Source organism: Pantoea sp. X-Soil-MYKO-1785 (assembly GCF_059730675.1).
Window position 1 is genome coordinate 3,299,793 of sequence record NZ_AP036000.1, and the last position, 20,889, is coordinate 3,320,681.

A 20,889-nucleotide genomic window follows, 5' to 3' on the forward strand; every position below is an offset into this window, starting at 1 on the left:
GTGCAAATCTTTTTCTGCGTGCAAATCGTTTTTCTGCCGCAAATCAGTTCTCTGCGTGCAAATCGTTTTCTGCCGCAAATCAGTTATCTGAACGCAAAACGCTTATCTACTGGCAAAACACCTTTCTGCACATCAATCAGATCTGTGCAAACACATCACATATCTGCACGCAAATCAGCTCCCTGAACATAAATCATCTTTCTGCTGGCAAATCACTTTCCTGCAGGCATAAAAAAAGCGGTGGTTTTCACCACCGCTTTTTTGATTGGCATCTGAATCAGTTAATCACGACGCGATTATTCCCGAAAAAGTGCTTCAATGTTGAGGCCCTGCGCCTGCAGGATTTCGCGCAGACGGCGCAAACCTTCAACCTGAATCTGACGGACACGCTCACGGGTTAAACCGATCTCACGGCCCACATCTTCAAGCGTTGCCGCTTCATAGCCTAACAGGCCGAAACGACGTGCCAGCACTTCACGCTGCTTGGCGTTCAGTTCGAACAGCCATTTGACGATGCTTTGTTTCATATCATCGTCTTGCGTGGTGTCTTCCGGACCGTTGTCTTTCTCATCGGCCAGAATATCCAGCAGCGCTTTTTCAGAATCGCCGCCTAATGGCGTATCAACTGACGTAATGCGTTCGTTGAGACGCAACATACGGCTTACGTCATCAACCGGTTTATCCAGCTGCTCTGCAATCTCTTCCGCGCTTGGCTCATGGTCAAGCTTGTGGGAGAGTTCACGCGCAGTACGCAGATAAACATTCAGTTCTTTAACAATATGAATCGGCAGACGAATAGTACGGGTTTGATTCATGATCGCCCGTTCAATGGTCTGACGAATCCACCAGGTAGCATAAGTTGAGAAACGGAACCCGCGCTCCGGGTCAAACTTCTCAACAGCACGGATCAGGCCGAGGTTACCTTCTTCAATCAGGTCCAGTAGCGCTAAACCACGATTGCTGTAACGACGGGCGATCTTCACTACCAGGCGTAAGTTACTTTCGATCATGCGGCGACGGGAAGGGATGTCACCTCGCAATGCACGGCGAGCAAAGAGTACTTCTTCCTCTGCCGTTAACAACGGAGAATAGCCAATCTCCCCGAGATAGAGCTGCGTCGCATCTAATACTCGCTGCGTCGCACCCTGGGACAACAACTCTTCTTCCGCTACGTCGTTATCACCAGGTTCGTTTTCGACGAGAGCCTTCTCATCAAAAACCTCAGCTCCATTCTCCTCGAATTCCGCGTTCTCATGTAACTCGTTTACTTTCAGCGTATTCTGGCTCATAAGTGGCTCCTACCCGTGATTCCAGGGCAGAACATCAAAAAGTGCGTTCTGCCGGATTATCGCTGCGGTAAATAACGCAACGGGTTTACGGATTTCCCCTTGTAACGAATTTCAAAGTGCAATCTTACTGAACTGGTTCCGGTGCTACCCATAGTCGCGATCTTCTGACCCGCCTTAACTTCCTGTTGTTCCCGGACCAGCATTGTGTCGTTATGGGCATAGGCACTCAGGTAATCATCATTGTGTTTAATGATGATCAGATTACCGTAACCCCGGAGTGCGTTACCTGCGTATACCACCCTTCCTGAAGCGGTGGCGACGACAGACTGTCCGCGCGTTCCGGCGATATCGATACCCTTGTTGCCCCCTTCGGCGGCAGAGAAGTTATCGATAATCTTCCCATCGGTCGGCCAACGCCAGCTTCCTACCGGCGTAGAGCTATTGGTTGTGCTGCTGACCGTTGGCGGTGCGGTAACCACTGGAGCTGTTGTCGTTGCAACATTTGCTCCTTTCGAAGGCAGCAGTTTACTGCCGCCCGAACTACCTGAATCATCAGAATACGTAATAACAGGTTGCTGTGCAACAGCGGCAGATTTAATTTGTGGCGTGGTCGGGACGCCGCCCTGCGTTGCATCAGCAACGGTAATGGCATTGCCACCGGTAATCGGCTGGCCGGAACCGTTGCCGATCTGCAAAGTTTGCCCGACATTCAGGCTATAAGGCGCTGGAACGTTGTTACGCTGGGCTAAATCGCGGAAATCGTTGCCGGTAATCCAGGCGATGTAAAACAATGTGTCGCCGCGTTTTACGGTATATGTTTCACCGGAGTAGCTACCTTTAGGAATATTCTGATAACTGCGGTTGTACACAATCCGGCCGTTTTGCGTCTCAACATTATTATTGGCACTAATAATTCCACCATTGCTGGGCGCAGATGCTGCATTTCCACTTAACATTCCTCCCTGCCCTGGCATAGCGGGAACTCCGCCTGAGGCGCTTGCCGCACCACTCTGACTGCTGTTCATGCCGCCATCATCACCAACGCGGCTAATGGGTGCTTGTGTGTTGTCGCTGGAGCTACAGCCTGCCAGCCAAAAACCTACCAGTGAAAGCGCCGCCAGACGGCGTAACTGAAAAATTGTGCTTCCCGTGCTCATTGATCCCCCGTGATGGCAACCCTGATGTACCTGTTTCACTGTACTTGCCAGCAGATTACTCTGCACGGCGCGATAAAATCTGCGTTTTCGTTGATTAAAATGGATAGTAACAATATCAAGTACGTGGTGCTATGAAACAGTTGTGAAGAAATACGAAGCGGGTCAGGCGAGATCACCCTGAACCAGCGGTACAAACCGCACCGGCTCAATCGTCTCTTCAATAATTTCTTCGCCCTGACGACGCAGACGCTTCAGCACCTGCTGGTCTTCACCAACCGGCAGCACCATAATGCCGCCTTCTGCCAGTTGCGCTATCAGCGCAATCGGAATTTCAGGCGGCGCTGCGGTGACAATGATGGCGTCGAACGGCCCGCGTGACGGCCAGCCCTGCCAGCCATCGCCATGTCGGGTTGAGACATTATGCAGATCGAGCTGCTTCAGTCGGCGTTTGGCCTGCCACTGCAACCCTTTGATGCGTTCAACTGAATAAACATGATCCACCAGATGGGCGAGTATCGCGGTCTGATAGCCGGAACCGGTGCCGATTTCCAACACCCGTGAGTGCGGGTTCAGCGCCAGCAGCGCGGTCATTCGCGCCACCATATAAGGTTGCGAGATGGTCTGGCCGGAGCCGATTGGCAGGGCCACATTATCCCAGGCCTTGTGTTCAAAGGCCTCATCGATAAAACGCTCACGTGGCACATCGCTGATGGCTTTCAGCAGGTTTTCATCATCAATCCCCTGCTGACGCAGTTGTGACAGCAATGTCTCAATACGCCGATTCACCATGCCAGATTCACCTCAGCTTTAGCCAGCCAGTCAGTCAGCACATCCTGCGCACTGTGCGCGGTCAAATCGACATGCAGAGCCGTGATCGACACATAGCCCTGGTCAACCGCAGCAAAGTCGGTATCCGGTCCTGCATCCAGTTTCTCACCCGGCGGGCCAATCCAGTAGAGCGTATTGCCGCGCGGATCCTGCTGAGCAATCACCTGATCGGCCGGATGACGACTGCCACAACGCGTCACGCGGATGCCCTTCAGCTCAGACAGCGGCAGGTCCGGCACGTTGATGTTAAGAATGCGGCCGGTGCGCAGCGGTTGCTGCGTCAGGGCCTTAAGGATAGCGCAGGTAACGGCTGCCGCAGTGGCATAGTGCTGGTGGCCATTCAGCGACACCGCGACGGCGGGTAAACCCAGATGCCGCCCTTCCATCGCCGCCGCCACCGTGCCGGAGTAGATCACATCATCGCCCAGGTTAGGACCGGCATTGATACCTGATACCACAATGTCGGGGCGCGGCTGCATCAGCGCGTTGACGCCCAGATAGACACAATCCGTCGGGGTGCCCATCTGCACCGCAATATCGCCATTCTCATGGGTGAAGGTGCGCAGCGGCGTTTCCAGGGTTAATGAGTTCGAGGCGCCGCTTCGGTTACGATCGGGCGCAACGACCTGCACGTCAGCAAAGTGCCGCAGGGCTTTCGCCAGCGTTTGAATACCTGGCGCGTGAATGCCGTCATCGTTGCTGAGCAATATCCGCATTTTGTTCTGACCTTTTTTTATTCGACTGGTCGCCGTGACTGGACCCGTTTGAACTGCATGGCAACAGGTGAAGACCGGACAGCGATTTTTGCATTCTAGCGAGGCACGCAACGAAGTGGTAGGCGTAAATCATACTACTGCGGGGGTTTGCCGCAACAATACCCACAATCGGGGTAATGTTGCAGCAGGGATTACTCGTCAATATTATCAAGCGCATCGGCGTGGGTGAGCAGTTCTCTCACCACGCTGGTGGCAAAGCTGCCCGCAGGCAGCCAGAAAGCCATTTCCAGCGTCGCCTCATCACACCAGTTCCAGTGCAAATCACGCGGCACTACCAGCATCGCCCGACGCGCGGCATCGACACGTTCGCGCGTCATCAGGCTTAGTAAGGTGGTGGCATCAGCCAGCGCCTGCTGCTCAAAAGCCAGCGCATCGGCCTGTGGCCCGGCTTCACCACCACCTGGCAACGGAGCGGTAATGCGCAGCTCGTGCTGATCGACGCGGGTTTGTAACGACACGAGCTCATCGGGCTGGGCGACGAACCAGCTGCCGCGGCCGGTAAGCTGCAGCGCATCACCGTTCATCACCTGGCTGAGTCCGCCCTGCTGTTGTAGCCGCGCGCTGGTGACCTGATTAAACAGCGCACTGCGTGCAGATGACAGCAGCAGGCTGCGCTTATTCCGGTCGCGTATCACAATCTCATTACGCGCCCACTTCTCCGCCATAATCAGATTGTTGCCGTTGCGGCCAAAACGCTGCTCGCCAAAATAGTTCGGCACGCCAGCATCGCGTATCTGCACCAGCCGGGCTTCCGCCGCCTGACGATCGCTGATCTGGCGGATCACCAGCCGGAAGGCATTGCCCGCCAGCGCGCCGATGCGCAGCTTACGCTTGTGGCGCACCGCCTGCAGAATCTCTACCCCTTCCAGTGCAAAACCACGCAGATCCGGCATCGCATTGCCCGGCAGGCGAAAACAGAGCGTCTGCTCGGTAACCGCATGCCGATCTTTCATGCCGGCGTAGCTCATATCACGCGGGTGAATGCCGAGGTATTTGGCCAGCGCTTCAGCGACAAAGCGGGTATTGGCACCCACTTTGCGGATGCGCACCAGCAGATGCTCGCCTTCCCCATCCGCGCCATAGCCGAGATCCTCAACCACCACAAAATCTTCCGGCTTAGCTTTGATTACGCCGGTAACAGCAGGCACGCCGTGCAGATAATGCAGCATCACTGGCTGTCGGCTTTGAGCAGCAGGGCCACCGCCTCACAGGCGATCCCTTCGCCACGACCGGTAAAACCGAGCTTTTCGGTGGTAGTGGCTTTTACGTTGACCGCATCCATATGGCAGCCGAGATCTTCGGCAATATTGATGCGCATTTGCGGCACGTGTGGCAGCATTTTCGGCGCCTGGGCAATCAGGGTGACATCGACGTTGCCGATGCGGTAGCCTTTGGCTTCAATCCGTCGCCAGGCTTCACGCAGCAGGCCGCGGCTGTCTGCGCCTTTGAAGGCGGGATCGGTATCCGGGAACAGCTTCCCGATATCACCCATTGCCACCGCGCCTAACAGCGCGTCAGTCAGCGCATGCAGCGCCACGTCACCATCAGAATGGGCGATAAAACCGTGTTCAAACGGGATTCGCACGCCGCCAATCACCAGCGGACCCTCGCCACCGAAGGCGTGAACGTCAAAACCGTGACCGATACGCATCATGCGCTCTCCTTTAATTGAATCTGACTCAGATAAAAAGCCGCCAGCGCCAGATCTTCTGGCCGGGTGACTTTGATGTTATCGCTGCGTCCGCTCACCAGCTCCGGATGGTAGCCGCAGTACTCCAGCGCCGACGCCTCATCCGTGATGGTCGCGCCTTCATTCAGCGCGCGCGTCAGGCAGGCGGTGAGCAATGCATGCGGGAAAAATTGCGGGGTTAAGGCGTGCCACAGATCCTCGCGCTCCACGGTATGGGCGATGGCCGCTTTGCCCGGCTCGCCCCGCTTCATGGTGTCGCGCACCGGGGCAGCGAGAATCCCGCCAACGTGGCTCTGATGCCGCACGTTTAGCAGACGCTGAAGATCGTCCGGATGGAGGCAGGGGCGCGCCGCATCGTGCACCAGCACCCAGGCGGAGCCTTTCGCTGCCTGCAGTCCGGCCAGTACCGATTCAGCGCGCGTCTCTCCGCCGATGACCCGCACCACACGCGGATCGCGTGCCAGCGGCAACGCGGCAAAATGCTGGTCATCGGGGCTCAGGGCGACAATCACCAGTTTGATAGCGGGATGGGAAAACAGGCGTGCAATGCTGTGTTCCAGAAGGGTGTGCTGACCAATCGTCAGATACTGTTTAGGACAGGTTGCCTGCATCCGGCTGCCGATCCCGGCAGCGGGCACCACGGCAATCACATCCGCAAGGGAGGACAGATTGTTCATGTTTTATCGTTGTTGGTTAAGCGCTGCTTGTTGCGCGTTGCGTTTGTTCTGGTCAGGCACCAGGCGATAGAAGGTTTCACCAGGCCTAATCATGCCCAATTCATTGCGTGCGCGTTCCTCGATCGCTTCAGAGCCGCCATTGAGATCGTCAATTTCGGCAAACAGCTGATCGTTACGCGATTTAAGTTTGGCGTTATTCGCCTGTTGCACCGCGACGTCATCGTTGACGCGCGTATAGTCATGGATGCCATTTTTTCCCAGCCACAATGAATATTGCAGCCAGCCAAGCAGCACCAATAGCAGTAACGTCAGTTTTCCCATCCCGCCCCCTAAAAACGGCCCAATCATCCCATAACTTTGCGCAGGACTCCACACCAGCGGCGAAAATGGCGCGCTTTGCTGCGCGTCTGCGCAAAATATGAATCAGTGGGGTAAACCAGGCGGGAAAAGTTTTGTAACCTGCCGATGCGTTTGCACATCAGCGTGGCGGCAATGGCGGTTACCAGCCGGAGAGAAAGGCGAACATTAACCAGAACAGGCAAATCACCAGAATCACCGTGGCGAGTGTGGTCCACAGCAGTTGTCCACGCAGTAAGGTGTTAAGCGCGATACCCATCAGCACCGATACCGGCAGCAGCGCAAGGAAGAACGGCCAGGTGTAGAGAAAGAAAAACAAGGTGTTAGAGCCGTACAACAGGAACGGTATGGCCAGGGCGCACCAGTAAGCAACAAAGCCGATGATGCCGCCCGGCAGTGATGAGTGCGGCTCATCCGGGGTGCGTTCATCTTTGCGAGCCAGCATGGGGGTAATGTTTTGCATAGGGGTCCTGTTGACGCGAAGGCGGCAAATCAGCTTCGATTTGCCGCTGTCTGTTCAGGATCTGATGATATCGCGGTCACGCAGCAGGTCTAACAATTGGGCGGCAAGTTTTGTAACCAATTGTTCGCCCTCCAGCTGGATATCCGGGCTTTCTGGCGCCTCGTATACGCTATCGATACCGGTGAAATTACGCAGTTCACCAGCGCGTGCTTTGCGATAGAGTCCCTTGGGATCGCGCGCTTCGCATACCGCCAGCGGCGTATCGACAAACACCTCAATAAACTGGCCCGGCTCCAGCAGGTCGCGCACCATCTGACGCTCGGCGCGGTGCGGCGAAATAAAGGCGGTCAGCACCACCAGTCCGGCGTCCACCATCAGTTTCGCCACTTCGCCGACCCGACGAATGTTCTCTTTGCGATCGTCATCGCTGAAGCCGAGATCGCGGCACAGCCCGTGACGCACATTGTCGCCATCCAGCAGGTAGGTGCTGACGCCAATGCGGTGCAGCGCCTGCTCCAGCGCGCCCGCCACGGTTGATTTTCCCGAGCCAGAGAGCCCGGTAAACCACAACACCACGCCCTGATGGCCATGCTGCTGTTCACGTGCGGCGCGGGTCACCGGATGGTCATGCCACACCACATTATCATCGTGGCCGGCCATTATTGACCGCCCAGCAGATCGCGCGCATTCCAGTGTGGGAAATGACGGCGCACCAGCGCATTCAGTTCCAGCTCGAAGGCGCTGAATTGCCCCTGATGGGCTGGCGCATCCTGTTTCGGCTGATGGATCATGCCGGCACCCACCGTGACGTTGCTCAGGCGATCGATAAAGATCATGCCGCCGGTCACCGGATTCTGCTGATAGCTGTCGAGCACCATCGGCTCATCAAAGGTCATCTCAATCAGACCAATGCCGTTGAGCGGCAGCGAATCGACATGGCGCGTTTCCAGCGAGTTGATCTCCACCTGGTGCAGCACTTTCTCAACCCGGCCACGCGCTTTTTTACCGGCGATTTTCACGTCATAGCTCTGACCAGCCTGCAACGGCTGTTCCGCCATCCACACCACATCCACGCTGGCGGACTGCACGGCGCTCAGCTCAGCGCTGGCATCCACCAGCAGATCGCCACGGCTGATATCAATCTCATCCTGCAGCACCAGCGTAATCGCTTCACCGGCCCCGGCTTCCTGCAGATCGCCATCAAAGGTCACAATGCGGGCGATGCTGGATTCGACGCCAGATGGCAGCACTTTGACCCGCTGTCCGACCTGCACGCTGCCCGACGCCAGCGTACCGGCATAGCCACGGAAATCGAGGTTCGGGCGGTTGACGTACTGGACCGGGAAACGCATCGGCTGATGATCCACCACCCGCTTCAGCTCAACCGTTTCCAGCACGTCAAGCAGCGTCGGGCCGCTGTACCATGGCATGGTCTGGCTGGCTGACGCCACGTTATCCCCTTCCAGCGCCGACATCGGCACAAAGCGGATATCAAGATCTTCCGGCAGCTGGGCGGCAAAATCGAGGTAATCCTGTTTGATTTGCTCGAAGGTATCCTGTTTGTAGTCCACCAGGTCCATCTTGTTGATCGCCACCACCAGGTGCTTGATGCCCAGCAGCGTCGAGATAAAGCTGTGACGACGGGTCTGATCCAGCACCCCTTTACGCGCATCAATCAGCAGGATCGCCAGATCGCAGGTTGACGCGCCGGTTGCCATGTTACGGGTGTACTGCTCGTGGCCCGGGGTATCGGCGATGATAAACTTGCGCTTTTCGGTAGAGAAATAGCGATAGGCAACATCAATGGTGATGCCCTGCTCCCGCTCTGCCTGCAGGCCGTCTACCAGCAGTGCCAGATCGAGCTTTTCGCCCTGGGTACCGTGACGTTTACTGTCGTTATGCAGCGAAGAGAGCTGATCTTCATAGATCTGACGGGTGTCGTGCAGCAGGCGACCAATCAGGGTGCTTTTGCCATCATCGACGCTGCCGCAGGTGAGAAAACGCAGCAGGCTTTTGTGTTGTTGAGCGGTCAGCCAGGCTTCAACGCCGCCCTGGTCGGCAATCTGTTGTGCAATTACGGTATTCATCTGGCGTCTCCTTAGAAATAACCCTGACGTTTTTTCAGTTCCATCGAACCGGACTGATCGCGGTCGATCACCCGCCCCTGACGCTCACTGGTGGTGGAGACCAGCATCTCTTCAATGATCTCCGGCAGCGTCTGCGCTTCAGATTCCACCGCGCCGGTCAGCGGCCAGCAGCCGAGAGTACGGAAACGCACCATGCGCTGTTTGATCACTTCGCCCGGCTGCAGGTTGATACGATCGTCATCGATCATCATCAGCATGCCATCGCGTTCCAGTACCGGACGCGGTGCGGCGAGGTAAAGCGGCACGATCTCAATGTTTTCCAGGAAGATGTACTGCCAGATATCCAGTTCAGTCCAGTTCGACAGCGGGAAAACGCGGATGCTTTCGCCCTTATTAATCTGGCCGTTGTAGTTGTGCCACAGCTCCGGACGCTGGTTTTTAGGGTCCCAGCGATGAAAGCGGTCACGGAACGAGTAGATACGCTCTTTAGCGCGCGACTTCTCTTCATCACGGCGTGCGCCACCGAAAGCGGCATCAAAACCGTATTTGTTCAGCGCCTGCTTCAGCCCTTCGGTTTTCATGATGTCGGTATGTTTGGCGCTGCCGTGCACAAACGGATTGATGCCCATCGCCACTCCTTCCGGGTTGCGGTGAACCAGCAGCTCCGCGCCCATCGCTTTGACGGTGCGATCGCGAAACTCATACATTTCGCGGAATTTCCAGCCGGTGTCCACATGCAGCAGCGGGAACGGCAGCGTGCCAGGATAAAAGGCTTTACGCGCCAGGTGCAGCATCACTGAGGAGTCTTTACCGATTGAGTACATCATCACCGGGTTGCTGAACTCCGCCGCCACTTCGCGAATGATGTGGATACTCTCCGCCTCTAGCTGACGCAGATGAGTGAGTCGTTTTTGGTCCATGATTTTCCCTCAAGCCAGATTGACAACGGCGGACTCGCGAGCCCCCTGCTGTGCCGAATGTTGAAACCAGGCGAGTTGCCCGTGCAAATTGACCACCTCTCCGATCACCAGCAGTGCCGGAGTGGGTGCCGAGGCGGCCAGCGCCTCGAGTTGTTCTAAGGTACCGGTCAGCACCTGTTGATCCTGTCGGGTGCCGCGGCTGATCACCGCTACCGGCGTCGACGGCGCGCGGCCGTGCTGAATCAGCGCTTCGCTAATCAGCGCCGCCTTCACCGTGCCCATATAGATCGCCAGCGTCTGACGCGCACGCGCCAGCGACGGCCAGTCAATGTCGTCACCATCCGGGCGACAATGACCGGTAATAAACATCACGCTCTGCGCATAATCGCGGTGAGTCAGCGGAATACCCGCGTAAGCGGTGGCTCCGGCGGCGGCGGTGACGCCCGGCACCACCTGAAACGGAATGCCAGCCTGCTGTGCCGCCTGCAGCTCTTCGCCGCCGCGGCCAAAGATAAACGGATCGCCACCCTTGAGGCGCACCACCCGCTTGCCCTGCAGCGCCAGCTTAACCAGCATCTGATTGGTCTCTTCCTGCGGCACCGAATGCGCGCCCGCCCGTTTACCGACGCAGATGCGATCGGCATCGCGGCGAACCAGCTCCAGCACCTCGTCACTGACCAGATGGTCATACAGCACCACATCGGCCAGTTGCATCACCTGCAGGCCGCGCAGCGTCAGCAGACCGCTGTCGCCCGGACCGGCACCCACCAGAATAATTTCACCCTGTCGGCCTGGTTCATCGAGCAGCTCACGGTCCAGCGTACGTTTCGCCTCATCCACATTGCCGGCCGACATCTGGCTGGCGAACAGGCCGTTGAATGCCCGCTCCCAGAAACGGCGGCGGTCAGACATGCGGTGAAAACGCTGTTTAACTTTGTCACGCCACTGTCCGGCCACCTCAGCCATCTGGCCGAGGTTAGCGGGCAGCAGCGTCTCCAGCTTTTCACGCAGCATGCGCGCCAGCACCGGCGCGGTGCCGCTGGAGGAGATCGCCACCACCAGCGGTGAGCGGTCAACAATCGAGGGGAAGATAAAGCTGCATTTCGGTTGATCGTCCACCACGTTCACCAGCTTCTGGCGCGCGTTGGCCGCCTCGAAGACCGCCGCGTTAAGGGAATTGTCATCGGTGGCGGCGATCACCAGGAAGACGCCGTCGAGCTGGGCAGGATCAAACGCGGTCGCCAGCCACTCCAGCTGCTGCGTCTCAAGCAGCGCCTGCAGTTCAGGGCAGAGTTCTCGCGCGGCAATCTGCACGCGCGCACGCGCACGACGCAGCAGTTCAATTTTTCGTGCTGCGATATCTCCACCGCCGACAACCAGAACCGGGCGGCCAGAGAGATCGGCAAAAAGGGGCAGATAGTCCACGTTAACCTTAGTGTTGTAACTTTGCGTTAACGCGACTATACGTCCCTGAGTTTATCCAGATGAAATTACGAATTGGAATGAGTAGTTACCGAATGGAATAACGGGCCCGCAAAGCACAGAACAATTTGATCTTAACGACGGATAATTAATGGTTTATCCGTGACCTTGCTCACAGATTATCAGCTAATGAAAGCCGTAAAAATCCGGCTGACTTTCCTCAAAAACAGAAAACTGCCAGCCGCAGCCCGGTACGCTGCGCCTGCCGGTCTGATTCTGTCGATAGTGCGCCGCAACAAAAAGGCTATAATAGCGCCCGGCATGACGGGACGATGCAGCATGCCGGACCGGTATCTGAAAAATGAAAAAGGATGCACTATGTTTTTTTCCCTCCGATTGAGGGCAGCGGCGGTTTTAATTGGCGCGCTAATTTCGCCACTGGCGCTTGCCAGTCAGCCCGGCCACTTTGCCGAACAGCAGGTTCGTCACATCGCTACCTATTTTCCTGGCCGGATGACCGGCAGTCCGGCCGAACTGATGGCGGCCGACTATCTGCAGCAGCAATTTACCGCACTCGGTTTCAAAACCAATACCCGACAGTTCAACACCGGCTACAACTGGCAGGAAAACGACGGCACGTTACGCTGGCATAAGCTGACGGCGACCTCGGTGATTGCGGCCCGTGCCGGCAGTGAACCGCAGGAGATTCTGATCGTCGCGCATCTGGATACCTGGACGCCGCACAACAGCAGTCAGACCAACCACAACCTCGGCGGCCTTCGCCTGCAGGGGGTGGATGATAATGCCTCGGGTCTCGGCGTGATGCTGGAACTGGCGCAACAGCTCAGCCAGCGACCGCTGCACTATGGCGTGCGCTTCGTAGCGCTCAGCGCCGGTGAGGCGGAGATGCACGGCATGGACGATTATGTTGAACGGATGAGCGCCAGAGAGAAGAAAAACACCCTACTGGTGATCGATCTCAACAGCCTGATTACCGGCGATCACCTCTATTTCAACAGCGGAATGAATACGCCACGAGCGGTACGCAAGCAGACCAGCGAACGCGCCTTGCTGCTGGCGCGTCAGCACGGCATTTCTGCTGCCAGCCATCAGTTAAACCGCAAGGATGTCGACGGCCTGAACGCTTTTGATAAAGCGGGCTTTCCGCTACTTGATGTCACGGCCAGCAACTGGACGCTGGGCAACCAGGACGGGGCGCAGCAGCGTCATCGCAGTAGCCATTTTCCTGAAGGCACCACCCGACATCAGACCGATCGGGATAACCTCAGCTACCTCGACCGCTGGCTGCCCGGCCGGATTACCGTCCGCACCCGCGACAGCGTCAACGTTTTGCTGCCGCTGCTGAGTGAACTCACCAACCCTAAAGTCTAAGGAACGGTTATGTACGTGGTCTCTCTCGATTATTTTCGTCCGATGGATGAGGTAGAAGCGTTGCTGGCGGCGCATATTGCGTGGCTGGATCGCTATTTTGATGCTGGGGCGGTGATCGCGGCGGGACGTAAAGATCCACGAACCGGCGGATTACTGCTGATGAAGGAGATGCCGCGCCAGCAACTGGATGCGCTGCTGGCGGAAGATCCGTTTGTTGAGGTGGCGCACTACACGGTGACCCGGGTGAACGTTACGCGGGCGGCGGCGGAGTTTGCGGGCCTGAAAGGTCAGTAAACAACCGGCTTCTCTGGCGGCGTATCCGCAGAGAAGCCGGACACAAAACCGCTACCCTTCGTGCAGGCCGCACTCGCGCTTGAGGCCGAAAAAGCGCGTCTCTTCTTCTGCCATCCCGGGCTCCCATTTGCGGGTAGTGTGGGTATCGCCTACCGACAGATAGCCCTGATCCCACAACGGATGGTATTTCAGATTGTGCTGCTGCAGATACTGATGAATCTGGCGGTTATCCCAGTCGATGATCGGCAGCAGCTTAAACACCCCGCGCTGCACGCCGAGCACCGGCAGATTGGCCCGGCTGCCGGACTGATCGCGACGCAGGCCAGCAAACCAGGTCTGCGCACCAAGCGTTTCCAGGGCGCGATTCATCGGTTCCACTTTATTGATGTCGTTGTACTTCTCAATCCCCTCAACGCCCTGCTCCCACAGCTTGCCGTAGCGCGCTTCCTGCCAGGCCGGAGAGGTCTCAGCACGGAACACCTTGAGGTTAAGATTGAGCTGGTCTGCCAGCTCATCAATAAAGCGATAGGTTTCCGGGAACAGGTAGCCGGTATCGGTGAGGATCACCGGAATATCGGGCTGCTGACGCGTCACCATATGCAGTGACACCGCCGCCTGAATGCCGAAGCTGGAGGAGAGCACATAGGCGCCCGGCAGATTCTCCAGCGCCCAACTCACCCGCGCTTCAGCTGACGACTTCTCCAGCTGCGCATTGGTGGCCGCCAGCGCCATCGCGCGCTGGACTTTGGACATTTCATTCAGTGCTGCGAGGTCAATCTGACTCATTTTGCCTCCTCCCAGAAATCGCGCGCCGGGTCCAGCACAGGCGCAACGATGCCCGCGCGGATCACGAAGTCACCAAAGCCTTCAGCGGCATGGCGCTCTTTGGCCCAGCGTCCCACCAGTTCATCAATGGTGGCGAGAATTTCGTTTTCGTTAATGTTTTCACGGTACATCCGCGGAATGCGTGTGCCGATGCGATTGCCGCCGATATGCAGGTTGTAGCGGCCTGGCGCTTTGCCAACCAGACCGAGTTCAGCCAGCATGGCACGGCCACAACCGTTGGGACAACCGGTAACGCGTAACACTATGTGCTCATCACCCACGCCGTGACCGTGCATGATCGCTTCGACTTTGGTCACGAAGGCAGGAAGGAAGCGTTCAGCTTCAGCCATCGCCAGCGGACAGGTCGGGAACGCGACGCAGGCCATTGAGTTCTCACGTTGCGCCGAGACGTTTTCCATCAGCCCATGCGCGCGGGCAATCGCTTCAATCTTCGCTTTCTCGCTTTCCGGCACGCCCGCCACAATCAGGTTCTGGTTGGCCGTCAGGCGGAAATCGCCCTGGTGGATTTTGGCAATTTCGGCCACACCGCTTTTCAGCGGACGGTCGGGATAATCCAGCAGACGACCATTCTCAATAAACAGCGTCAGGTGCCATTTATTGTCGATGCCTTTAATCCAGCCAATCCGATCGCCACGGGTGGTGAATTCGTACGGACGGATCGGTTCAAAGGTGACGCCAGCCCGTTTCTCCACTTCCGCTTTGAAGGTATCAACCCCGACGCGTTCCAGGGTGTATTTGGTTTTGGCATTCTTACGATCGGTGCGGTTACCCCAGTCGCGCTGGGTGGTCACCACCGCTTCGGCCACATCAAGGATCTTCTCCAGCGGGAAATAACCAAACTCGCTGGCGGTACGGGCGTAAGTGGCTTTGTTACCGTGCTCAATCGACAGCCCACCACCGACTAGCAGGTTGAAGCCCACCAGCTTGCCCTTCTCGGCCACGGCGATGAAGTTGAGATCGTTGGCGTGCAGATCCACATCGTTATGCGGTGGGATCACCACGGTAGTTTTAAATTTACGCGGCAGGTAAGTCTCACCGAGGATCGGCTCTTCATCGGTGGTCGCGACTTTCTCCTGATCCCACCAGATCTCAGCGTAGGCGCGGGTCCGCGGCAGCAGATGCTCCGACAGTTTTTTCGCCCACTCGTACGCTTCCTGATGCAGTTCCGACTCCACCGGGTTAGAGGTGCAAAGCACGTTGCGGTTAACATCGTTGGCGGTTGCCAGCGCATCCAGTCCGACTTCATGCAGCATCTGGTGAGTCGGTTTAACGTTCTTTTTCAGAATGCCGTGAAACTGGAAGGTCTGACGGTTGGTCAGACGGATGCTGCCATACAGGGTCTTCTCGCTGGCAAACTTGTCGATCGCCAGCCACTGCGTTGGGGTGATAATCCCGCCCGGCAGTCGGCAGCGCAGCATCATCGCATGACGCGGCTCAAGCTTCTGCTCAGCACGCTCGGCACGAATATCGCGGTCGTCCTGCTGGTACATACCGTGAAAACGGATCAGCAGGAAGTTGTCGCCGGTAAAGCCGCCGGTCAGGCCCTCTTCGAGATCTTCACGAATGGTGCCGCGCAGATAGTTACTCTGCTTCTTCAGGCGCTCAGCGTCGGCTAATTTGCCTTCTACAACCAGCGGTCCAGGGTGTTTTTCGCTCATTAGTAAACGTCTCGCTGATAACGGCGCTCAATGCGCAGCTCACTTAAAAATTCGTCGGCCGCTTCACGATCCATTCCGCCGTGCTCGACCACCACATCCAGTAATGCCTGCTCAACGTCCTTTGCCATGCGATTTGCATCGCCGCAGACGTAAAGGTGCGCGCCTTCCTGCAACCAGCGCCACACTTCCGCTCCGTTGGCGCGGATCTTATCCTGTACGTACACCTTCTCTGCCTGATCGCGTGACCAGGCCAGATCGATTCGGGTCAGCAGACCCTCTTTCACATATTTCTGCCACTCCACCTGATAGAGGAAATCATCGGTGAAGTGCGGATTGCCAAAGAACAGCCAGTTTTTGCCGCTGGCGCCGTCGTTTTCGCGCTGCTGCATAAAGGCGCGGAACGGCGCGATACCGGTGCCTGGTCCAATCATGATCACCGGTGCCTCCGGGTTAGCTGGCAGGCGGAAGTTATCGTTGTGCTCGATAAACACCCGCACTTCGCCCTCTTCTTCGACCCGATCGGCCAGCCAGGTTGAGGCGCCGCCGCCGCGCTGGCGACCTTCAATATCAAAGCGTACTGCACCGACGGTGATATGCACTTCAGTATCGGTTTCCGCCTGTGAAGAAGCGATAGAGTAGAGCCGCGGCGTCAGGGGACGCAGCAGTGAGGTCAGCTGCGCTGCACTCAGCTCCGCCGGCGCCAGCCGGATCATGTCAACAATTGGATAGCGCTGCGCATACTGTTGCAGCCGGGCTTTATCATCCACTAGCGCCAGCAGCTCGGCATCACGCGACAGCTGGGCATACTGCGCGACGATCTGCGCCGTATTAACCGTCAGCTCAAAATGTTTTTGCAGCGCTTCGGCCAGCGGCAGGGTCGCGCCCTGCACCTCAACCGGCTCGTCACCTTTCAGCCAGACCAGTTCCAGCAGTTCGCTGACCAGGGCGCTATCGTTTTCATACCAGACACCCAGCGCATCGCCGGGCTGGTAGCGCAGACCTGACTCACCCAGATCGATTTCGATGTGGCGGACATCTTTGTCAGAATCGCGACCGGTAATTTTCTGGTTCACCGCCAGTGTGGCGCTGAGCGGCGCCTCTTTGGTGTAGGGGCTGGTGGTGACTTCATTGACGCTGCCCGCAGCGGTGGCGGCGGCCTGCGTCGCGGATTCAGTCGGCACGCGCTGCTTTAAAATCTCTGTCAGCGCACTGCGCCAGGCCGTGGCTTGATCGGCATACTCAACGTCAGCATCTACCCGATCCAGCAACCGCTCTGCGCCCAGCTCCGCCAGCCGGCTGTCAAAATCTTTGCCCGCTTTGCTGAAAAACTCATAAGAGGTATCGCCCAGACCAAACACCGCAAACGCAGCGCCGTCCATTTTCGGGGCCTTTTTCGACATCAGGAATTTATGCAGCGCAACCGCCTCTTCCGGCGGCTCCCCTTCACCCTGGGTGGATGTCACCACCACCAGCAGCTTTTCCTGACCGATTTGTTTGAATTTATAATCACCGGCATTGACCAGGTTTACATTCAGTCTGGCTGCCTGCAGGTCATCACGCAACTGTTCAGCCAGGCGGCGGGCATTGCCGGTCTGCGAAGCAGAGAGCAGCGTAATCGCTGGCGCTTCGGCAGCGGCCGGTGCCGGGGCGCTGGCCACTGCGTTACCTGGGGTCTGTTCTACCCTGCCCCAGAAATAACCTGACAGCCACGCCAGCTGGGTGGGGGAATAATCGGTCGTCGCCGCCTGTAAGCGAGCGAGTTGTTCCGGGGAGAGCGGAAGCAGTGAACCTGGTGCCTGAGTCGTCATCGCGTTAAAAATTCCAGTATCAGAAGTCCGGACCGTAAAATGGCGGAAGAGTGCGTAGGTTACCGGCCCGTATATTAACGATTAAATACACCTTCGACATATCAAATAACCAAAATGACTAAATGGTTTTCCTGGTAGGATTAATCGGCAAAAGTGGTAAGCAAAGCGGCGATATATCAGTTAATTAGCTGGGACCAGAGCGGGAAATCGGCCACAACGCGAGCGCATTGTGTGATCTGAGTGCGAAAAATGCGGTTATCAGGTAGAATTCAGCGGTTTTTTAATGTCTGAGATCCACTATGTCTACCACTTTATTTAAAGAGTTCCAGTTCGAAGCCGCACACCATTTACCTAACGTGCCGGCCGGACACAAATGCGGTCGTCTGCACGGTCACTCCTTCCTGGTTCGTCTGGAGGTTACCGGCGAAGTGGATGCGCACACCGGTTGGGTGATCGATTTTGCCGAATTAAAAGCGGCGTTTAAGCCGGTCTACGATCGTCTCGATCACTACTATCTCAATGATATTCCTGGGCTGGAAAACCCGACCAGCGAAGTGCTGGCAAAATGGATTTGGGATCAGATGAAGCCTCGCCTGCCGCTGCTCAGCGCAGTGATGATCAAAGAGACCTGTACTGCCGGTTGCGTCTACCGCGGTTAACGCTGTCGGATCGAACCCTTCGATCCGGCGCTGCTGCTTCCCTGAATCCCCGAAACGGCCAACTCCCCTGCGGACCGCTTGCCTGGCGGGACACCCCATGGCTGAGGTGCCGCTGCCTGCCGCCCGCTTCTGTCAGGCGATATTGAGATATTTGTGAGTTTGCATCGACAAACGCCAGTTGCGCGCAATACAGGTCTCGATACAGAGTCGGGTCGCTTCATCTTTGCGGCTGATCGGCTGTAAGGCAATGATGCGCGGTTTCGCGTCATCAAGGCTGGCCAGCAGCGCATCCAGCGCCTCGACATCACGCTGGCGCGCCACCGGATGTTTGATTTCATCAGCCCGAACCAGCGCCTGCGGCAGCACATCATAGCCGCCACGCATATTAACCTTGGGTGAAACCGTTACCCAGGTCTGGTCAGAACAATCGATCTGATGGGTGCCGCTGGTCTCAATCTGGCACTGGAAGCCGTGCTGCTCCAGCACCGTGGTTAACGGACGCAGATCGTAGATCGCCGGTTCACCGCCGGTGATTACCACATGGCGCGCGGTCCAGCCCTGCTGCTGGATGGCGTTCAGCAAGGTTGCCGCATCGGCATCGCCCCAGGCATCACTTTCCACGGTTTTAATTAAAATATCGCCCAGCGACGTTTCCCGATCCGCCCGCTTTTCCCAGGTATGTTTGGTATCACACCAGCTACAGCCCACCGGACATCCCTGTAAGCGGATGAAGATGGCGGGTACGCCGGTATAAAAACCTTCGCCCTGCAGCGTCTGGAACATTTCGTTAATCGGGTATTGCATTACGGACTCGCTTGAAAAAAACAGGGCGCTGATTATGGCAGATTTGTCGCGCAGCTCAACCACGCGTTGTGCCTTTTCTCCGCGCCGGACAAAAGCTAAAACGTCACAAAAGAGGGGCTTCAGACGGCTAACAGGCTCAAAACGTGGATGGCAAGGATCGAAGAGCAAAGCGTCACGCGCTTAGGACATAAACGCCGGGGGCGTTTTTGAACAACGCAAAGCGATGGCCCGGTAACGGGCGCACCTCAGGGATGAGGTGCGTAATCGCGCGGGCCGAGCCAGCAGGGATGCCACTTTTGCATCTTTGCGATCGGGCCTTGCCATCCGCGTCTGCACACCGCCACCAACAAAAAGCCCCGCACAAGGCGGGGCTTCAGAGGCCGATAATGTCACTTAACGCGACATCAACGCACAGTTATTACTGACCTTTAACTTCTTTCAGACCGTTGAATGGCGCTTTAGAACCCAGCGCTTCTTCGATACGGATCAGCTGGTTGTACTTAGCAACACGGTCAGAACGGCTCATTGAACCGGTTTTGATCTGGCCCGCTGCAGTACCTACCGCCAGGTCAGCGATGGTTGCATCTTCGGTTTCGCCTGAACGGTGAGAGATCACCGCAGTGTAGCCCGCATCTTTCGCCATTTTGATCGCTGCCAGCGTTTCGGTCAGAGAACCGATCTGGTTGAATTTGATCAGAATGGAGTTAGCGATACCTTTTTCGATACCTTCTTTCAGGATTTTGGTGTTGGTCACGAACAGGTCATCACCCACCAGCTGGATTTTGTCGCCCAGAACTTTAGTCTGATACGCGAAGCCATCCCAGTCAGATTCGTCCAGGCCATCTTCGATAGAGACGATCGGATACTGCTTAGTCAGATCTTCGAGGAAGTGAGTGAACTCTTCTGAAGTAAAGGCTTTACCGCCTTCACCGGCCAGCACGTATTTGCCATCTTTGTAGAACTCAGAGGCCGCACAGTCCATCGCCAGCGTGATGTCTTTGCCCAGCTCGTAGCCTGCTGCTTTTACCGCTTCAGCGATAACCGCCAGCGCTTCAGCGTTGGAACCCAGGTTTGGCGCATAGCCACCTTCGTCACCTACCGCTGTGCTCATGCCTTTGCTTTTCAGCACTTTCGCCAGGTTATGGAATACTTCAGAACCCATACGGATCGCTTCTTTCACGTTTGAAGCGCCAACCGGCTGAATCATGAATTCCTGGATATCAACGTTGTTGTCGGCATGCTCGCCGCCGTTGATGATGTTCATCATTGGCAGTGGCATAGAATATTTGCCTGGGGTGCCGTTCAGTTCAGCGATGTGCTCATACAGTGGCTGACCTTTAGAGGCTGCTGCCGCTTTCGCCGCCGCCAGTGACACCGCCAGAATGGCGTTAGCACCGAAGTTGGATTTGTTCTCAGTACCGTCCAGGTCGATCATGATTTTATCGATGTTCGCCTGATCTTTCGCGTCTTTGCCTTTTACCGCTTCAGCAATCGGGCCGTTTACCGCAGCAACCGCTTTGGTGACGCCTTTGCCCAGGAAACGAGATTTGTCACCGTCACGCAGTTCCAGTGCTTCGCGTGAACCGGTAGAAGCTCCTGATGGCGCTGCTGCCAGACCAACGAAACCGCCTTCCAGATGCACTTCTGCTTCAACAGTCGGGTTACCACGTGAGTCGATAATTTCGCGACCGATGACTTTTACGATTTTGGACATTACGTTTTTCCTCAGTACAAGTTAGTCAATCCTAAGACAAACAACGCG

General features: G+C 56.7%; 21 protein-coding genes. 3 read left to right on the top strand and 18 right to left on the bottom strand.

The features are described from left to right. Nucleotides 1–296: 296 nt before the first annotated feature. From rpoS to cysG, 13 genes are all read right to left on the bottom strand, one after another. On the bottom strand, nt 297–1,289 hold the full coding sequence (gene rpoS, locus AC6I8D_RS15625) for an RNA polymerase sigma factor RpoS (protein WP_031374757.1): 993 nt from the start codon (nt 1,287–1,289) through the stop codon (nt 297–299). Between the two features lie 56 nt (nt 1,290–1,345). Then, nucleotides 1,346–2,446 (bottom strand): murein hydrolase activator NlpD, encoded by a 1,101-nt coding sequence (gene nlpD / locus AC6I8D_RS15630; RefSeq protein WP_497820438.1) that lies wholly within the window; start codon nt 2,444–2,446, stop codon nt 1,346–1,348. A 162-nt stretch (nt 2,447–2,608) separates the two neighbouring features. Further along, on the bottom strand, nt 2,609–3,235 hold the full coding sequence (locus tag AC6I8D_RS15635) for a protein-L-isoaspartate(D-aspartate) O-methyltransferase (RefSeq protein ID WP_031374755.1): 627 nt from the start codon (nt 3,233–3,235) through the stop codon (nt 2,609–2,611). Continuing rightward, the gene (surE, locus tag AC6I8D_RS15640) at nt 3,229–3,990 is read right to left on the bottom strand and encodes a 5'/3'-nucleotidase SurE (RefSeq protein ID WP_312760569.1); all 762 of its coding nucleotides are present in this window, start codon (nt 3,988–3,990) and stop codon (nt 3,229–3,231) included. The genes AC6I8D_RS15635 and surE overlap by 7 nt, the downstream gene beginning before the upstream one ends. A 191-nt stretch (nt 3,991–4,181) precedes the next feature. Then, nucleotides 4,182–5,222, bottom strand: a complete 1,041-nt coding sequence (gene truD / locus AC6I8D_RS15645) for a tRNA pseudouridine(13) synthase TruD (RefSeq protein ID WP_312056265.1) — start codon at nt 5,220–5,222, stop codon at nt 4,182–4,184. Then, entirely contained in the window at nt 5,219–5,701 is a 483-nt protein-coding gene (gene ispF, locus AC6I8D_RS15650; RefSeq protein WP_031374752.1) for a 2-C-methyl-D-erythritol 2,4-cyclodiphosphate synthase, read from the bottom strand. Before ispF ends, truD begins: the two co-directional genes overlap by 4 nt. Further along, entirely contained in the window at nt 5,701–6,417 is a 717-nt protein-coding gene (gene ispD / locus AC6I8D_RS15655) for a 2-C-methyl-D-erythritol 4-phosphate cytidylyltransferase (protein ID WP_069728897.1), read from the bottom strand. Before ispD ends, ispF begins: the two co-directional genes overlap by 1 nt. A gap of 3 nt (nt 6,418–6,420) precedes the next feature. Then, nucleotides 6,421–6,738: a cell division protein FtsB gene (gene ftsB, locus AC6I8D_RS15660; RefSeq protein WP_031374750.1), complete on the bottom strand. Its 318-nt coding sequence runs from the start codon at nt 6,736–6,738 to the stop codon at nt 6,421–6,423. Nucleotides 6,739–6,916: 178 nt separating this feature from the next. Continuing rightward, complete coding sequence (locus AC6I8D_RS15665) at nt 6,917–7,237, bottom strand: DUF3561 family protein (RefSeq protein WP_031374749.1); 321 nt, start codon at nt 7,235–7,237, stop codon at nt 6,917–6,919. A 54-nt stretch (nt 7,238–7,291) separates the two neighbouring features. Next, nucleotides 7,292–7,897: an adenylyl-sulfate kinase gene (cysC, locus tag AC6I8D_RS15670; protein ID WP_031374748.1), complete on the bottom strand. Its 606-nt coding sequence runs from the start codon at nt 7,895–7,897 to the stop codon at nt 7,292–7,294. After that, a complete protein-coding gene (gene cysN, locus AC6I8D_RS15675; RefSeq protein WP_312056272.1) occupies nt 7,897–9,324 on the bottom strand; it encodes a sulfate adenylyltransferase subunit CysN in 1,428 nt (475 codons plus the stop codon). Before cysN ends, cysC begins: the two co-directional genes overlap by 1 nt. An 11-nt stretch (nt 9,325–9,335) precedes the next feature. After that, nucleotides 9,336–10,244 carry a sulfate adenylyltransferase subunit CysD gene (cysD, locus tag AC6I8D_RS15680; RefSeq protein ID WP_031374746.1) on the bottom strand — a complete coding sequence of 303 codons (909 nt, stop codon included), beginning with the start codon at nt 10,242–10,244 and terminating at the stop codon, nt 9,336–9,338. A 9-nt stretch (nt 10,245–10,253) separates the two neighbouring features. Further along, nucleotides 10,254–11,669 carry a siroheme synthase CysG gene (gene cysG, locus AC6I8D_RS15685; RefSeq protein ID WP_497820439.1) on the bottom strand — a complete coding sequence of 472 codons (1,416 nt, stop codon included), beginning with the start codon at nt 11,667–11,669 and terminating at the stop codon, nt 10,254–10,256. 375 nt (nt 11,670–12,044) lie between these two features. On the opposite strand from cysG, the gene AC6I8D_RS15690 reads away from it, so the two are divergent. Continuing rightward, on the top strand, nt 12,045–13,058 hold the full coding sequence (locus AC6I8D_RS15690) for an aminopeptidase (RefSeq protein ID WP_312056276.1): 1,014 nt from the start codon (nt 12,045–12,047) through the stop codon (nt 13,056–13,058). A gap of 9 nt (nt 13,059–13,067) precedes the next feature. Beyond that, nucleotides 13,068–13,352 (top strand): YciI family protein, encoded by a 285-nt coding sequence (locus AC6I8D_RS15695; protein WP_312056278.1) that lies wholly within the window; start codon nt 13,068–13,070, stop codon nt 13,350–13,352. A 51-nt stretch (nt 13,353–13,403) separates the two neighbouring features. Here AC6I8D_RS15695 and AC6I8D_RS15700 read toward each other — a convergent pair whose 3' ends face one another. Genes AC6I8D_RS15700 through cysJ form a run of 3 tightly spaced genes read right to left on the bottom strand, consistent with a single transcriptional unit; the run spans nt 13,404 to nt 17,664 of the window. Further along, a complete protein-coding gene (locus AC6I8D_RS15700) occupies nt 13,404–14,138 on the bottom strand; it encodes a phosphoadenylyl-sulfate reductase (RefSeq protein ID WP_046289598.1) in 735 nt (244 codons plus the stop codon). Next, nucleotides 14,135–15,856 carry an assimilatory sulfite reductase (NADPH) hemoprotein subunit gene (gene cysI / locus AC6I8D_RS15705; RefSeq protein ID WP_031374741.1) on the bottom strand — a complete coding sequence of 574 codons (1,722 nt, stop codon included), beginning with the start codon at nt 15,854–15,856 and terminating at the stop codon, nt 14,135–14,137. Before cysI ends, AC6I8D_RS15700 begins: the two co-directional genes overlap by 4 nt. After that, the gene (gene cysJ, locus AC6I8D_RS15710) at nt 15,856–17,664 is read right to left on the bottom strand and encodes an NADPH-dependent assimilatory sulfite reductase flavoprotein subunit (protein WP_312760560.1); all 1,809 of its coding nucleotides are present in this window, start codon (nt 17,662–17,664) and stop codon (nt 15,856–15,858) included. Before cysJ ends, cysI begins: the two co-directional genes overlap by 1 nt. Before the next feature lie 299 nt (nt 17,665–17,963). Here cysJ and queD point away from each other — a divergent pair, with 299 nt between their 5' ends. Further along, nucleotides 17,964–18,323: a 6-carboxytetrahydropterin synthase QueD gene (queD, locus tag AC6I8D_RS15715; protein WP_312056283.1), complete on the top strand. Its 360-nt coding sequence runs from the start codon at nt 17,964–17,966 to the stop codon at nt 18,321–18,323. Nucleotides 18,324–18,455: 132 nt separating this feature from the next. Here queD and queE read toward each other — a convergent pair whose 3' ends face one another. Beyond that, a complete protein-coding gene (gene queE / locus AC6I8D_RS15720) occupies nt 18,456–19,127 on the bottom strand; it encodes a 7-carboxy-7-deazaguanine synthase QueE (RefSeq protein ID WP_497820440.1) in 672 nt (223 codons plus the stop codon). A 418-nt stretch (nt 19,128–19,545) separates the two neighbouring features. Then, the gene (gene eno, locus AC6I8D_RS15725) at nt 19,546–20,841 is read right to left on the bottom strand and encodes a phosphopyruvate hydratase (RefSeq protein ID WP_069728892.1); all 1,296 of its coding nucleotides are present in this window, start codon (nt 20,839–20,841) and stop codon (nt 19,546–19,548) included. Nucleotides 20,842–20,889: the final 48 nt, after the last annotated feature.